Source organism: Bradyrhizobium sp. TM239 (assembly GCF_036247985.1).
GTDB lineage: Bacteria > Pseudomonadota > Alphaproteobacteria > Rhizobiales > Xanthobacteraceae > Bradyrhizobium > Bradyrhizobium ottawaense.
The window spans coordinates 89,388-104,907 of sequence record NZ_BTIR01000004.1; the positions used below are offsets into that span (position 1 = coordinate 89,388).

Consider the following 15,520-nt stretch of genomic DNA (forward strand, 5'->3'; position numbering starts at 1 on the left):
GCAACCGTCAATGGATCGCCGCGTACATGATGGCTTCCTCGGTCGCCTCCAGCGCGGAAAACTCCTCGACGACCTTGCCTTGCCTGCAAACCAGGATTCGGTCCGACAGCGCCATGATCTCGGGCAGGTAGGAGGAGATCACGACCACCGCCTTGCCTTTGTCGGCCAGCGAATTGATCAGTTCGTGAATCTCGACGATGGCTCCGACATCGACGCCCCGCGTCGGCTCGTCGAATATGATCAGCTCCGGATCCTGGATCAGCGATTTGGCGATCACGACCTTCTGCTGGTTGCCGCCGGACAACTCGACGACCTTGGCCTCGTCGCCGATGGCGCGCACCTTGAGGCGCTCGATCCAGGACTTTCCGCTCGCCGTGCTTTCGCGTCGTGACAGCCAGGCGCGTCCTTTGGGAAACTTGGCGAGCAGGCCAAGATAGATGTTGCGCGCAATGGATGCGGTCTCGAAGAATCCTTCGACCTTGCGATCCTCGGTCACGTAGGCGATGCCCGCCTGCACGGCCGGCGCGGGGACGCGGTAGCGGACCGGCTTGTCGTCGAGGATCACCTCGCCGCCGTGGAAGAAATCACGCTTCATGACGCCTGCGACGATCTTGAACGTCTCGGTGCGCCCTGCGCCGACGAGACCGAACACGCCGGTGATCTGGCCCGCAAACACCGACAGCGAATTGTTCTTCACCATCGGCGCCATCTTCAGGTTCTGCACCGTCAGCACCCGCTTGCCTGAAGGCCGCACCTTCGCCTTGCGCGCGCCGTAGAGCGTGTTGGAGAGGTCCCGGCCCACCATCGCCTGGACGATGCGCGCCCGATCGAAGCTGGCGGCGTCGTCGGTCACGACATGCCTGCCGTCGCGCAGCACCGTGATGCGGTCGGCAAGCAGCAGCGCCTCTTCGAGGGCATGCGAGATGAAGATGATGGAGACCCCGCGCCGCTTCAGGTCCTTGACCAGGTCGAAGAAGTATTTCTTCTCCTCCGGCGTCAGCGTTGCCGTCGGCTCGTCGAAGATGATCACCTTGGCCTTGTGCAGGACGGCGCGTGCGATCTCGACCATCTGCTTCTTGGCCGCGCCAAGTCCGCCGACCGTCGCCGTTGGCGTCACGTCGAAATTGAGCGATTGCAGGAATTGCTGGGCCGCGATGTAGATGCCGCGCAGGCGGTTGTAGAACTTCTCCTGACCGAGGAACAGGTTCTGCGCCACCGTCATGGTCGGAACCAGGCTGTTTTCCTGGAACACCATGGCGATTCCGAGGTTGCGCGCCTCCAGCGGAGTCCTCGGGGTGACGTCGACGCCGTCGACAATCATGCCGCCGGAGGTCAGCGTCACGACGCCGGCCATGACCTTGGTCAGCGTCGATTTTCCCGCGCCGTTCTCGCCGACCAGCGCGTGGATTTCGCCGCGCCGCAGGTCGAAATCGACGCCTTCGATGGCGGGCACGCCGGCGTAGAGCTTGGTCGCTTTCGACAGCGACAGGACGAGGTCGTTCATGCGCGGGCCTCCTCGCCGAGGGATGCCAGCGGCAGCTTGATGACGCGCCCGGGGCCCTTGGCAATCATCACGAGGTCGTTGCCGACTTCGACGGCGGACACGATGCCGTGGTTGACGCCGTCGGCCCGGCTGTGGAGCGAGTAGCGCGGAAGGCCGTCGGCTCCGAGCCGGATGACGAGACCGTATGACCGCGGCGGCGCCCAGGGCTTCATCACGCCCATGGTCTTGATGTGGGCGCCCTGCAGCGGCTCCTTGAAGGAGTTGCCGGAGCGCAGACGCGGTGCGACCCAGAACTCCGGGTCGATCTCCGCGATCATGCGGCGGCGATAGGCCGGCTCGCGCAGGACGAACTCGACCAGCTGGGTGCGCGCGGTGAATGCGGTGAGCCAGAAGCCGCCGCCGCGCGCCGGCGACAGCCGGGACGGGTAGACGGGCAGGTGACGCAGCACATCGTTGCGGCTTCCGTCCGGCGAGATCGCGACCAGGCGATGCCGCCAGCTTTCGCTGACGAGCACGGCGCCGTTGCTCGCGATGGCGCCGAAAGCATAACCCAATCCGCCGGCAAGCTGCGTGACCGCGCCCGACGTCGGATCAAGCCGCAGCACCCGCCCGGTCTTGCCGAGCTCCATCAGATCGCGCGCCCAGTCGCCGACGTCGTGCAACGACGATCCGTCGGTTGCGATCAACGTCCCGTCGGCCGCGGCAGCGAGCGCGTTGACGGCGTGCAGGCCCTGCGTGAATGTGACCGCCGGCGTTTCGGCCGTAGCGCTGTCGTAGACCCGGACCTCCGTGCCGCCGAGCGCGACGGCAAGGCCCCCACCAGGCAAGGACGCCAGCGCGGAGATCGGCCGCTCGAAGCTGCGAACCGTCGTTGCCGTAGTTCCAGTTAGACGCGTCAGCCGCGCGCCATCGGCCACGAGCAGCGACGTGCCGTCTGTGGCGAGATCCTCCGGCGCGTCGCATGCGAGCAGGATTTCGGCGTGCTCGAGCGCCTGGTTGGGCTTCAACGCCCCGTCGAACGACGGCACGGTGATGGCCGCCTCGCCACGGCCGAGGAAGCGGTTGGTGAACTCTCTGATAGCGACGATCACGACGGCTTCCCCCAGCGCTTGTCGTACTGAACGAAGTCGGGATCGGCATTGTCGAGCTTGAAACGGCCGATCCGGTTGTTGGCGATGCCACCGAGATAGAGATAGCCGCGATGCTCGCGCATCGAGGTGATCATGGGATGATTGAGGCCCTTGAGGTCCCAGAACGATTCCAGGATCTTGCCCTGCTCATTGAACTTGACGACGCAGCCGGTGTTGATGTTCGGGAACAGCCATTCGTCGACCGGCACGCGCTTGGCCATGCGCCGGCGGAAGCCCGGCATTTTCCAGGCCAGATCGAGCGAGGGGCTGCGCATGCCGACCAGCGCGAGCCAGTAATTGCCGTCCGAGGCAAGGTTGATGTTGTCGGGGTAGCCCGGCAGATTGTCCATGACGATCTCGACGTCGCCCTTCTTCGGTCCTGCGAACCAGTAACGCTTGATCGAGCAGCCGAACGTCTCCGCGAACAGGATGGACTGTCCGTCGCTGGCGACCGCGACGCCGTTGGGGAATTTGAGGCCGCGTAGCGCGGTGTGGGTGGTGCCGGTTTTGGTGTCGTAGCAGATGATGCGGCCGTTGCCGCGCGCTTCCAGCCCGTCGACCGGCCACTCGTCCATCTCGTAACGGACCGTGGCTTCGGAGAAGAAGATCAAGCCGTCGTCGGTGATATCGAGATCGTCGGCAAGCCGGAGACGGCTGTCGTCGTTCACGGAATAGATGCTGCGGTTGGTCTCGTCGGTGGCTTTCTCCACGGTGCCGTCGGGCTTGATGCGATACAGGCCCATGCCGCCGATGCAGACATAGAGATTGTCTTGCTTGTCGAACGCCATGCCGAGCGGCTGGCCGCCGATATGCGCGAACACCTCCATCCGCTCGTAATCGGGCGGAAAGAAGCGGATGATGTCGCCGTGCCGCGATCCGGCATAGAGCACGTCGTTGCGGTCGAGAATGACGTCCTCGGGCGCCTCGATCCGGCCGAGCCCGATCAGCGAGACGTCGCGCAGCCTGTCGTTCTGCTCGAACGGTCCGCCGCTGCCGATCTCGGTCGGCGGCGGAGGCGGCAATGCGTGGTAGGTCGGGGCGACATAGACCTTGCTGATGATGCGGGTGCGGTTCTTCTGCCAGCGGATGTCGACCATCGCCGCCGCCAGCAGGATCGTCGCCAGCGCCATGCGGTTGACGCCGCCGCGCGCATTCATGGCGGTCAGGCCGTTGGTGACGAGCAGGACGACGAGCACGCCGACCATGGATTTGACGACCGACCCCTTGCCGCCACCGAGCGTGATGCCGCCGAGCACCGTTGCCGTCAGCACGATCACCTCTAAGCCGACGCCAATGTCGCCGCCGACCGTGCCGAGCCGTGCCGCGAAGAACAGTGCGCCGATGCTGGTCAGCACGCCGCTCGCGACGTAGCAGAGCGCGATGGTGCGGCGGACGGGAATGCCGGAATTGTAGGCCGAGCGGCGCGAGCCGCCGATGGCGGTGATGTGCCAGCCCGGCCGCAACCGCGTCAGGAAGACGTGACCGAAGATCGCGATCACGATATAGACCAGGGCGACGCTGGGAATGCCGAGCACGTCGCCGCCGCCGATGAAGTTCCAGGACGGAATGTCGGGAAATGCCGACGCGATGGCGTTGGAATAGCGCTGGATCAGGAGATCGTAGGCCGAGCGGTAGATGATCAGCGTGATCAGCGTGGTGATGAAGGCGCGGAGCCTGAGATACCCGATCAGCACGCCGTTCACCGCGCCGAGCAGCCCGCCGACGAGCATGGTGACGACCACCACGGCGGGCACCGGCCAGTCGAGCACGTCGAGCAGATAGAGCGCGCAGAAATCCGTCAGGGCGAAGATGGACCCGACCGACAGATCGATGCCGCCGACGATGACGACCAGCGCCATGCCGAGACCGATGAAGCCGATCTCGCCGGCCTGCCGCGCGGTGTCGGCGAGGCTCGCAGGCGACAGGAAGTGCTCGAGCGAGCGGCTGAGCGCGAAGCCGATGATCAGGAGCAGGATCACCGGAATGGCGGTTTCGGTCCAGCGTTTGGACAGGATCTCGCCGAGGAGATGGTCCGGCCAGTAGCGATATCGGAGCCTCGTCAGTGTCTCGCGCATCTGCCTTCCGCTGATTCCATGAGCAAGGTTGCGCGTTCCGCACCCGAAGGGACGGAACGCGCAGCTTTAGTGTGCGATCACTTCTTGAGATCGGAGAGATTCCAGCACGCCGTCTGGGTGTCGGCGTTTTCCTTGGTGATCGGGATCAGCGTGGTGTACTCCGATCCCTTGACCGAACCCGGCTTGGCGCCCGACGACAACAGCCACTTGATCGTGCCGGCCATCTGCGCGGCCTGTGTCGGCACGTCGTAGCTCATGTTGAGATCGAACGAGCCGTTCTTGACGAGCTCGCATGCGCCCTTGCGCTCGCCGCCGCCTGAGGTCGCCAGGAACACCTTGCCGGTCAGCCCGGCTTCCTTGATCGCGGCGGCGGTGCCGATGTCCATGCCGTCCCAGAAGCCGACGATGCCGCAGAGATCGGGGTTCTGCTTCAGCACGGTCTGGGTGATCGCCTTGGCCTTGGCCGCATCCCAATCGGCGGCCTGGCTGGAGACGACCTTGATCTCGGGATGCTTGGCGAGGATGTTCTCGACGCCCTTGAGCGTGTAGGCGCTGGCCGCCGCCGAGAGCGCGCCCTGGATGATGGCGATCTTGTTGGACTTGCCCTGGCAGGCCTTCACCACGCCTTCGGTCTGGCGCTCGCCGATCTCGATCCAGTTGGCGCCGACGAAGGCCGAGCTGCGATAGGCCGAGCCCATGTTGATCTGGATGACGTAGATGCCTTCGTTCTCGGCGCGCTGCAGCAGCTTGGCGTAGGTCTGCACGTCCGGATTGTGGATCACCATCACCGCCGGTTTCTCCGAGATCAGCGAGGTGACGGCCTGCGCGCCCGCATTCGTATTCCAGTTGGGATCGCGAATGACGAACTTGACGCCGAACGGCTCGAGCTCCTTCTTGAGGCCGGCGTACCAGCCTTCCGTCAGGTCGAAGTTCATCGCGACCGGCACGTAGGCGACCGTCTTGCCGGCGAGCGCTTCCCGGAATGGCTTTTGAAACGGCTCGTCGAGGCCCTGTTGGGCGAGGGCCGGGACGGCTGAAAGCACCAATGCGGCGATACTTCCAAGCGCGAACTTATGAACGCTGGCCATTGTCTTCCTCCTTGTTGGATACGCGTTTTTTTCAGGCAGATCAGATGTCGCCCTGTTGGGCCGTTTCTTCGTTTCGTGGGTTGAGCAGCGTGTCCGTGATGACCGCGACCAGGAGCACCAGGCCCTTGATGAGGTTTTGGCCGGCATAGGGGACGTTGAGGATCGTCATTCCGTTCAGCATCGTTCCGATCAGGAGCGTGCCGATGATGACGTTGACGACCCCGCCGCGTCCGCCCGACAGGCCGATGCCCCCGAGCACGACGACGAGGATGACGTCGTAGATCAGCGTCGAATTGAAGATCCGGGTCGGCATGGAGTTGACGGACGCCGCCAGCACGAGGCCGGCAAAGCAGCCGATCAGCGCCGCAAGGACGTATTGCAGCACGATGATGGGCCGCGACGGGATGCCGGTCACGCGCGCGGCGAACGGGTTGTCGCCGATCGCGTAGATGTAGGCGCCCCAGCGCGTCTTGCGCAGCAGGATGAAAACCACGACGCAGGCGATCGCGAACATGACGATCGAGGTGGGGATGCCGAGGATGCTACCCTGGCCGAGCCGCTCGAACCCGGCCATGCCGTCGCTCCATTGCACGACGTCGAGCTGGAAGAGGGCGGCCTGGCCGAGACCGGCGACGAACAGGCCGCTCGCCAGCGTCGCGAACAAGGGCGGCACTTCCGCATAGGCGATGAGCCAGCCGTTGACGAGACCGATCGCGATCGACAGCAGGCCGGCGGCGAGCAGCGAGGCCGGCAGCGAATGCCCATTCTGCACCATCTGCAGCACGAGGCCGCCGGGGACCGCGAGGGCCGCGATCAGCGACAGGTCGATGCCGCGGCCGATCACGACGATCGCCATGGCCAGGCCAAGGATGCCGAGCACCGCCACGTTCTGCAGCAATGTCAGCATGTTGTCGGCGGAGAGAAAGCCGCTGAGGAAGACCGAGAAGGTCAGGAAGAGTGCAGCGAAGACCGCGAACACGATCTCCTGTTGGCTGATCCGAACGCGCTTCATCGCTTGCCATCCCTGGGATCGGCATCACGCGTGCGGGATCGTCGTCTCCGCGCGCGCTTGCCTCCCCCCGTCCCAAGAGTTGTTTTGCGCTTGATAGGCGAGAGACCTCAATGTGGCTTGCGTCAACGCGCAAACCTTTTGCGCTGGCGCGCAAAGAGTCTTGCACGAAGCTGACAGGAACCTAAGATCGCCCGGCAGCTTTTGTGCGCTGCACAGAAGTCTTCGATGTAACGGGCCGCCGATGGATCTGGTGTTCACGACCGAGGAGCTGGATCCCGCCAAGCGCTTCGCTGCCTGGCAGGATGCGATCTGCGACCACTATGTCCATGTCGACGTGAACGCGGTGAAGCCGGCCGACTATCAGGGCTTTATCCGCGAGGCGCAATTTGGCCCGGTCACGATGAGTGACGTCTTCCTGTCGGAGCAGCGGATATCGCGGCGCGACCGGCACATCGCAAAGCTCGACAAGGATTGTTACTACGTCCAGTTTCTGCAAGCCGGCAGCATGGACGTGCTCCAGGCCGGCCAGACCCTGGTGACCAGCCCGGGCATCGGCGCGATCTTCTCGGCCTCCGACGCCTACGATCTCGAATGCTCGAACCAATTCCGGTCGCTGTATCTGGAGATTCCGCGCAAGGAATTTTCATCGCGCTTCGCCGAAGGAAAGATGCCGTCGGCGGCGACGATTGCGACGGGGCGGGGTCTGGGCCGGATCGCCGCCGAATTCTGCGCGCTGCTCGCGTCGGAGGCCTCGAGCCTGGAGGAGACGGCGCGAGGCCGGCTGGGGCATGAGCTGATGGATGTTCTGGCGCTCGCGCTGGACATGGGCGACAAGGACGAGTTCTCGGAAGACGCGACGGCGCGGAACGCGCGCCTGCGCTCGGTCAAGGCCTGGATCGAGGAGCATCTGACCGATCCGGATCTGTCGCTGGAGAAGATCGCCAGGAGCAACGGTGTCTCGCTCCGGCATCTGCACTATCTGTTTCGATCGACCGAGATGTCGGTGTCCGAATGGATCCTGAACCGCCGCCTGCAGCGTTGCTACGACGCGCTGATGCGCCCGGAGCTGCGCGCGCTGTCGGTGACCGAGATTGCCTATCGCCTCGGCTTCAGCAGCTCGTCGCACTTCAGCACGGTGTTTCGCAGGAAGTTCGGCCACAGCCCGTCCGAGCTGCGCCGGCGGCAGACGATGGCGATCGACTAGAGCGGGAATCGCGCGGCGAGCCGCCGGCGATGGCGTTCGGCGGCAACGAGCCCCTGCAGACCGGCCAGCGCGTCCTATTTCTCGACCGCGCCCGTCCAGTCCTTGAAGCCGCCGAGATTGTAGACCTTCTCGTAGCCCAAATCCTTCAGCAACTTGCCGGCCAGCGCCGACCGGCCGCCGGACGCGCAGTAGAGAATGACGCTCTTGCTCTTGTCGAACGCCTTGTCGTGGGAAGGCAACTCCGGATCCGCGCGAAACTCCAGCATCCCCCGCGAGACATTCACGGCCCCTGCGATCTTGCCGCTGGCGGCAACCTCCGGCGCATCGCGAACGTCGACGACCAGCGTGTTGCCGCTTCTGATCATCTCGGCGGCCTCGTCCGACGTGATCTTGGGGACTGCAGAATTGGCGGCTTCGAGCATCTGCTTGACGCTGGTTGGCATTGGGTTTGCTCCGTTGTTGGCCCCGCGCGGAGGATAACATATTGTTTGCGGTTCGCCTCCTTCTGACGAATGAGGGCCGGATGCGAGATCGAAACGACGGCTTCGATCGGCTGCTGCGAAGAAATCCCGCGGCAAGATGCCCGGGAAGAAGAATGTGGTTAGGAGGAAGACAGTCCGCTCCGGAGGGGCTGGCATGGCAGATCGCGCAGGCGACGAGCTGGAGGCCTCGTCGTCGCTTTTTGGGTCGCCGGCGATTAGGATAGCTCTGGCGCGGTGGTAGTATTGCGTGGACCGGGAACGATTGCCATCATCTGCCGGTTCTTGGGGGTTCATACCCAGTGACGAAGCGAGGGAGTACATCGTGGCATTGCAGCACGCTCAACCAGGAGAGATCGTCGATTTGCGGCCGCTTGGAAGCAAATTGACGGACGCCAAAACGGCGGCAATCATCAAAACTGAGCATTTCGAAGCAATTCGGCTGATCGTCTTGGCCGGAACGGAAATCCCGCCACACAAGGTGCCCGGCAACATCATGCTTCATTGCCTGGAAGGGCGCATAACGCTTGGCTTGGCGGATTCGTCGACCACGTTGAGTGCCGGCGAGTGGATCTACCTCACGGGCGGCGAGATGCACTCGCTGAAGGGCATCGAAAACTCCTCCCTCCTTTTGACGATTCTCTTCGCGAGCGGCTGATCTGGGACAGTCTCGGAACTCATTGCGCGATCGTTGAGCTGTTGTGTCGTTTGCCTGCCAGCGCATAGCTTGTGCTTCTCCCGCCGCCTTTCTCCTTTTCGAGAATGTCCATTTCAATCAGTTCGTTGATATCGCGCAGGGCAGTATCTGGCGACGTCTTCTCGATCTCGGCGTATTTCGATGAAGTCAACTTGCCCTCGAAGCCATCGAGCAGGCGGTTCAGCATGTCACGCTGGCGATCATTGAGTGGCGCAGCTGCGTGCTTCTTCCAGAATTCAGCCTTGCGAAAGACAGCAGCAAGTATCTGTTCAGCGCCCTCGAAGGCGCGGTCGAGACACGCCAGGAACCATTCCAGCCAGGCGGTAACATCGAGGCTGCCCTTGCTCCGTTACTGTTTCCGGGCGGAGGATAGCGTTGGAGGAGCATGCTCTGTTTGATCATGCGCTCATTCTGTCCCCAATATCGTGCGAGCCAGCTCCGACGGATTCTCGACAGCCGAGAAGTGGCCGGTATTCCTGAGCGTCACCACCTGCGAGTTGGGAATGAGAGATCGTGTGCGCTCGCGCTCGTCGGGCCGAGACCAATCGCTGTCGCCATAGATGAGCGTCACCGGCGCCGAGATCTGCCGATAGTAGTCGCGGGCCGTGCTCCAGGATCGCCAGCCCGCCAACACCTTGCGTGCGGCCCGCTTGTATCCCGGGCGGTGGGCCACCTTGTCGAACTCGGCGAGCAGATCGGCCGGCAGCTTGCGCGGGTCGTGGTATCCACCACCCATGATCTTGCCGAGAACGATCTTGTTTTCGAGCGACGCGTTGATCGCCCCGAGCACCGGGATCTGCAGACTTCCGATAATGAAGTTCGCGAGCCAATTGCCCCGTCGAATTCCGTCCCCATAGCGAGTTTCGTAGTCGTAGGGGTTGATTGCATAGACCCACTTTACGCGGTGTGGGAGGGAGGCCGCCACCGTGAGAGCCAATGCGCCCCCGATCGACTCGCCGACGAGCGTTATATCCGAGAGGTCTAGCGCCTCGATGAAGCGGATGACTGCCTGCCTGAAATAGGGCTCGTTGAAGCTCGCACTCGGATCGATCGGTGAGTGTCCGTGGCCGGGCAGATCGATGGCGTACACCGTGTGCGACCGGGCGAGGAGAGGCGCAAGGCGGCGGAAATACTCGAGCTGCGTCCGGATCGTATGGATGAGGAGCAACGGGGGCCCGCTGCCGGTCTTGTGAAAACGCACACTGAGCCTCTCCGATAATTTGAGCAAACTCGGCCCGGCTTCGCTCACGTCAAGCATCCGATCTCTCCATGTTTCGAGGGGGCGGTCGTTCAAGTGGCGGCAGCTTCACGGACCAGCGCGGCTGCCGAATCCAGAAGGGCTCGTGCGAGGTCGGTGTCGTTGACCGCGCGCGCCAGCGTCACGGCGCCGACCATCGTCGCGAGAATGGCCATGGCCTTGTCTCTGGACCCCTGGTCGCCGTCCTTGGCGATGAAGCGGCCGAGCACGTCGAGATGGGCCTTGATGCCCGCTTCGAACTCGGCCTTGACGTCGGGACCCTGCCGGGCGGCGTCCGCGCCGAGGGCCACGATCGGACAGCCGTCCATTCTCTCTTCGCGATGATCGGCACTGAGATAGAATCCGATCACTGCGCTGAGCGGATCGTCAGGATTGCGCGCGGCCGCGTCCGACCAACGGCCGGAAGCGCTCTCCAACGCTCGCTTGGACGCCTCGACCGCCAAGTCCTCCTTGGACGCGAACTGCTTGTAGAAGGCGCCCTGGGTGAGCCCGGCCCCCTCCATCAGATCCTTGAGGCCAATGCCGTCAAAGCCGCGATCCCTGAAGAGGCGACTTGCCACATTGATCACGGTTTGGCGGTTCTCCGCGGCTTGAACGCGACTGACGCGCATCGTGCTCCTCCATTTGGATTTCAGTCGAAATCTATGTTGAATATAGATGGCGAATGACATCTATCAAGTGGGCGGCTGCAGCTGGACCGGTGATTTCCTGAGATCACGTTCCCGTAAGGTTGCAAATTTAGATTGCGATCAACTTCTAAATCAATATAGAGTTCAAGCGAAATCTAAATCGCACAGGAGACCGTCATGAAAAGGGGAATTGCCGTTTTGGCCGGTATTATGATCCCGGCGGGGGTGGCCACATTCGTCAGTCTCGGCATTTTCACCCCAAAAGCCTCTGCCGTGAGCGACCCGAGGCAGGAGCCGCCGATGGTCAGCCTGGTGAAGGCCGCGCGGGTGAACGGCTCCGAGCGCGGGTTCACAGGCACCATCGGCGCGCGGGTGGAGAGCAATCTCGGCTTTCGCGTCGCCGGCAAGATCGTCGAGCGGCTGGTGAATGTCGGCGAGCAGGTCAAAGCCGGGCAGCCTCTCATGCGGATCGACGAGACCGACCTCCGCCTTGCGCTTGCGGCGAAGCGTAACGCCGTAGCCGCGGCTCGCGCGGTAGTCGTGCAGACGGATGCCGATGAGCGGCGATATGCCAACCTTGTCAACGACGGATGGACGTCCAAGCAGCGCTACGAACAGGCGAAGGCCGCCTCGGATACAGCCAAGGCGCAGCTCGCCGCGGCCGAAGCCGAGGCAGGCGTCGCCGAGAACCAGGCGACCTATTCCATCCTGGTGGCAGACGCGGACGGCACGGTCACCCAAACGCTTGGCGAGCCCGGCCAAGTGGTCTCGGCCGGCCAGGCGGTCGTTCGGCTTGCGCAGTCCGGGCCTCGCGAAGCCGTGGTGGCGCTTCCCGAAACGATCCGGCCGGCGATCGGCTCGCTCGCCGAGGCCAGCCTGTATGGAAGCGATGGACGCCGCTACGCGGCGCATCTGCGCCAATTGTCGAACTCTGCCGACCCGCAGACCCGGACTTACGAGGCCCGCTACGTGCTCGGCGGCGAGGCGGCGGCAGCACCGCTTGGCGCGACAGTCACGCTTCGGCTTGCAAGCCGGGACAGTCAGCCGGAAGTCCAGGTGCCGCTGGGCGCCGTGCTCGATGACGGCAGGACAACGGGCGTCTGGGTGTTCGACAGCGGCAGCTCGATCGTACACTTTCGCCCCATCAAGCTTCTGCGCGTGACCAGCGAAGCGGCCATTATCTCTGGATCAAGCTCAGCTGATCCCATTGTTTCGCTCGGCGCTCACCTCCTGCACGAGGGCGCTCGCGTCAGGACCGCCTCCGACGGCGGGAGCAAATGATGAGCTTCAATCTCTCCGCGGTCGCCGTTCGCGAGCGGGCCGTCACCCTGTTCTTTATCATTCTGCTGGCGGCAGCAGGCGCCTACGCCTTCTTTATGCTCGGGCGGGCCGAGGACCCATCCTTCACCATCAAGACCCTGACGGTCACGACGGTGTGGCCGGGGGCGACGGCACGCGAGATGCAGGACCAGGTCGCCGAACCCCTGGAGAAGCGGATTCAGGAGCTGACCTGGTACGACCGGGTGGAGACGACGACGCGGCCGGGTTATGCTTACATGACGGTGACGCTGAAGGACAGCACGCCGCCATCGAGCGTCCAGGAAGAGTTTTATCAGGCTCGCAAGAAGCTCGGAGATGAAGCCCGCAAGCTGCCGGCCGGCGTGCTCGGGCCCTTCGTCAACGATGAATATTCGGACGTGAGCTTCGCGCTCTACGCCCTCAAGGCGAAGGGCATGCCGATGCGTGAGCTCGCCAGGAAGGCGGAGGTGATCCGCCAGGACCTGCTGCATGTGCCCGGCGTCAAGAAGATCAATATCTTCGGCGAACGTCCCGAGCAGATCTTCGTGGAGTTTTCCTATCCCAAGCTGGCAACGCTCGGCGTGTCGGCACAGGATATCGTTGCCGCCTTGCAGCGGCAGAATACGGTGACCCCGGCAGGTTCGATCGACACGAGCGGGCCCCAGGTCTTCATCCGGGTCGACGGCGGTTACGACAGCGTGCAGGCGATCGCCGACACGCCGATCGTCGCTGCGGGACGAACCTTGAAGCTGTCCGACATCGCCGAGGTTCGTCGCGGCTACGAGGATCCTCCCACCTACATCATCCGGCACCAGGGCGAGCCCACGATCATGCTCGCGGCAGTGATGCAGGAGGGCTGGAACGGTCTGGCGCTCGGCAAGGCGTTGGAAGAGAGGTCCGCAGCCCTGGCGCGGACACTGCCGCTCGGGATGACGCTCGACAAGGTGACCGATCAGGCCGTGAACATCACCTCCGCGGTCGACGAGTTCATGATCAAATTCGCAATGGCGCTCGCTGTGGTGCTGCTGGTCAGCCTGCTCAGCCTCGGCTGGCGCGTGGGAATCGTCGTGGCCGCCGCAGTCCCTCTGACGCTGGCCGTCGTGTTTCTCATCATGCTGGAAACGGGCCGATTCTTCGATCGCATCACGCTCGGTGCTCTCATCCTCGCGCTTGGCCTGCTCGTGGACGATGCCATCATCGCCATCGAGGTGATGGTGGTGAAAATGGAAGAGGGGATGGACCGCCTCAGTGCGGCGGCCTACGCATGGAGCCACACTGCGGCGCCGATGCTCTCGGGCACACTCGTGACGATCGCGGGATTCCTGCCGGTGGGGTTCGCGCGCTCGACCGCCGGCGAATATGCCGGCAACATCTTCTGGGTCGTCGGGTTCGCTCTCATCGTCTCCTGGATCGTCGCGGTGATCTTCACGCCTTACCTTGGTGTCAAGATGCTGCCCGCGATCAAGCCTATCGAGGGCGGCCACCACGCGATCTACGACACGCCGAACTACCGGCGCTTGCGGCGGGGCATCACCATGGCCGTACGCCACAAGTTCCTGACCTGCAGCCTCGTCGTGATCGCTTTCGTGCTGTCCGGCCTCGGCATGGGCGCGGTCAAGCAGCAGTTTTTCCCGACGTCGGATCGCCCCGAGGTTCTCGTGGAGGTTCGCCTGCCGGAAGGCACCAGCATCGAGACGACGACCGCCGCCGTCGAGAAGCTCGAACGCTGGCTGCATGATCAACCCGAGGCGAAGATCGTGACCAGCTATGTCGGTCAGGGCGCGCCCCGCTTCTTCTTCGCGATGGCGCCGGAGCTCCCCGATCCGGCCTTTGCCAAGATCGTCGTGCTGACACCAGACGCCGAGGCACGCGAGGCTTTGAAGCAGCGGCTCCGGGAGGCGGTATCACACGGCCTTGCCCGGGAAGCGCGTGTGCGCGTCACCCAGCTCGTCTTCGGACCCTACACGCCGTTCCCGGTGGAGTTTCGGGTGATGGGCCCCGATCCCGCGAAATTGTACGCGCTCTCTGAAAAAGCCGTCGAGGTCATGCGGGGCGTTCCCGACGTGCGACAAGCCAATCGGGATTGGGGCAATCGCACACCCGTGCTCCGCTTCATTCCAGATCAGGATCGGCTGAACCTCATCGGCCTCTCGCCGGCGGAAGTCGGGCGGCAGCTCCAGTTCCTCCTCACTGGCATCGCCGTCACGCAGGTCCGCGAGGACATTCGCAATGTCCCGATCGTAGCGCGCAGCGCCGGCGGCGAGCGGCTGGATCCGACACGGTTGGCCGACTTCTCACTGACGAGCCGAGACGGCCGTCTGATTCCGCTCGACCAGATCGGCCATTCGGAAGTCCAGCTCGAAGAGCCGATCCTGAAGCGCCGCGATCGCACGCCGGTCATCACGATTCGTTCGGACATCAATGAGGCGACGCAGCCTCCCGAGGTCTCCAAGGACATCGTGAAAGCCCTCCAGCCGCTGATCGCATCGCTTCCGGCCGGCTATCGCATCGAGACCGGCGGCTCGATCGAGGAGGCCACAAAGGCCAATGACGCGCTCGCGACCGTCTTTCCCGCCATGATCGCCGCAACGCTGATCGTCATCATGCTTCAGGTCAGATCATTCTCGATGATGGCCCTCGTCATGCTGACCGCACCGCTTGGTCTCGTCGGCGTCGTGCCAGCGTTGCTGATCTTCAACCAGCCCTTCGGATTCAACGCGATTCTGGGACTGATCGGACTGGCCGGGATACTGATGCGCAATACCCTGATCCTGACCGAACAGATCAAGGAGAACCGCGCGGCGGGCCTCGACGACTACCACGCCGTCATCGAAGCCACGGTGCAACGCACGAGGCCGGTGATCCTGACCGCACTTGCGGCCGTACTCGCGTTCATCCCCCTCACACACTCCGTCTTCTGGGGATCGATGGCCTATACCTTGATCGGCGGCACGGCAGTCGGCACGGTGTTGATCCTGCTCTTCCTTCCTGCGCTGTATGCCGCGTGGTTCCGCATCAAGCCGACTGCGGATGAGATCCCTGTGAGCGCGACGGACAAACCGGAGTTGCGAACAGCAATGGCTGCCGAGTAGGGCTATCTCTGATCAACCGGCCGCGCGGCAGACTTCACTCGCTTCGCTCTTGA

General features: G+C 63.6%; 13 protein-coding genes. 4 read left to right on the forward strand and 9 right to left on the reverse strand.

All coding sequences use genetic code 11. The features are described 5' to 3' along the window. Positions 1 to 7: 7 nt before the first annotated feature. The 5 genes from AABA84_RS08035 to AABA84_RS08055 form a co-directional block, all read right to left on the reverse strand. The gene (locus AABA84_RS08035; protein ID WP_338311799.1) at positions 8 to 1,504 is read right to left on the reverse strand and encodes a sugar ABC transporter ATP-binding protein; all 1,497 of its coding nucleotides are present in this window, start codon (positions 1,502 to 1,504) and stop codon (positions 8 to 10) included. Further along, complete coding sequence (locus AABA84_RS08040; RefSeq protein ID WP_338311800.1) at positions 1,501 to 2,595, reverse strand: hypothetical protein; 1,095 nt, start codon at positions 2,593 to 2,595, stop codon at positions 1,501 to 1,503. Before AABA84_RS08040 ends, AABA84_RS08035 begins: the two co-directional genes overlap by 4 nt. Next, positions 2,592 to 4,709, reverse strand: a complete 2,118-nt coding sequence (locus tag AABA84_RS08045) for an ABC transporter permease (protein WP_212251101.1) — start codon at positions 4,707 to 4,709, stop codon at positions 2,592 to 2,594. The genes AABA84_RS08040 and AABA84_RS08045 overlap by 4 nt, the downstream gene beginning before the upstream one ends. A 77-nt stretch (positions 4,710 to 4,786) precedes the next feature. Beyond that, positions 4,787 to 5,797 carry a sugar ABC transporter substrate-binding protein gene (locus tag AABA84_RS08050; RefSeq protein ID WP_338311801.1) on the reverse strand — a complete coding sequence of 337 codons (1,011 nt, stop codon included), beginning with the start codon at positions 5,795 to 5,797 and terminating at the stop codon, positions 4,787 to 4,789. A 40-nt stretch (positions 5,798 to 5,837) separates the two neighbouring features. Further along, positions 5,838 to 6,809, reverse strand: coding sequence for an ABC transporter permease (locus AABA84_RS08055; protein WP_212251103.1), 972 nt, complete (start codon positions 6,807 to 6,809; stop codon positions 5,838 to 5,840). A gap of 160 nt (positions 6,810 to 6,969) precedes the next feature. On the opposite strand from AABA84_RS08055, the gene AABA84_RS08060 reads away from it, so the two are divergent. Then, positions 6,970 to 8,013 (forward strand): helix-turn-helix domain-containing protein, encoded by a 1,044-nt coding sequence (locus tag AABA84_RS08060; protein WP_338311802.1) that lies wholly within the window; start codon positions 6,970 to 6,972, stop codon positions 8,011 to 8,013. A 74-nt stretch (positions 8,014 to 8,087) separates the two neighbouring features. Here the strand turns inward: AABA84_RS08060 and AABA84_RS08065 are convergent, their stop codons facing one another. Continuing rightward, positions 8,088 to 8,456: a rhodanese-like domain-containing protein gene (locus tag AABA84_RS08065; protein WP_338308307.1), complete on the reverse strand. Its 369-nt coding sequence runs from the start codon at positions 8,454 to 8,456 to the stop codon at positions 8,088 to 8,090. A gap of 361 nt (positions 8,457 to 8,817) precedes the next feature. Here AABA84_RS08065 and AABA84_RS08070 point away from each other — a divergent pair, with 361 nt between their 5' ends. Continuing rightward, on the forward strand, positions 8,818 to 9,150 hold the full coding sequence (locus AABA84_RS08070; protein WP_338311803.1) for a cupin domain-containing protein: 333 nt from the start codon (positions 8,818 to 8,820) through the stop codon (positions 9,148 to 9,150). Positions 9,151 to 9,169: 19 nt separating this feature from the next. On the opposite strand, the gene AABA84_RS08075 is transcribed toward AABA84_RS08070, so the two are convergent. The 3 genes from AABA84_RS08075 to AABA84_RS08085 all read right to left on the reverse strand — a co-directional run bounded on the left by AABA84_RS08075 (position 9,170) and on the right by AABA84_RS08085 (position 11,058). Beyond that, on the reverse strand, positions 9,170 to 9,376 hold the full coding sequence (locus AABA84_RS08075; protein ID WP_338311804.1) for a hypothetical protein: 207 nt from the start codon (positions 9,374 to 9,376) through the stop codon (positions 9,170 to 9,172). A gap of 219 nt (positions 9,377 to 9,595) precedes the next feature. After that, entirely contained in the window at positions 9,596 to 10,447 is an 852-nt protein-coding gene (locus AABA84_RS08080; RefSeq protein ID WP_212251106.1) for an alpha/beta fold hydrolase, read from the reverse strand. Positions 10,448 to 10,479: 32 nt separating this feature from the next. Then, entirely contained in the window at positions 10,480 to 11,058 is a 579-nt protein-coding gene (locus tag AABA84_RS08085) for a TetR/AcrR family transcriptional regulator (protein WP_212251107.1), read from the reverse strand. A 195-nt stretch (positions 11,059 to 11,253) separates the two neighbouring features. On the opposite strand from AABA84_RS08085, the gene AABA84_RS08090 reads away from it, so the two are divergent. Then, on the forward strand, positions 11,254 to 12,357 hold the full coding sequence (locus AABA84_RS08090) for an efflux RND transporter periplasmic adaptor subunit (protein WP_338311805.1): 1,104 nt from the start codon (positions 11,254 to 11,256) through the stop codon (positions 12,355 to 12,357). Further along, positions 12,357 to 15,467, forward strand: a complete 3,111-nt coding sequence (locus tag AABA84_RS08095) for an efflux RND transporter permease subunit (RefSeq protein WP_212251111.1) — start codon at positions 12,357 to 12,359, stop codon at positions 15,465 to 15,467. Before AABA84_RS08090 ends, AABA84_RS08095 begins: the two co-directional genes overlap by 1 nt. The last annotated feature ends 53 nt before the right edge of the window (positions 15,468 to 15,520 follow it).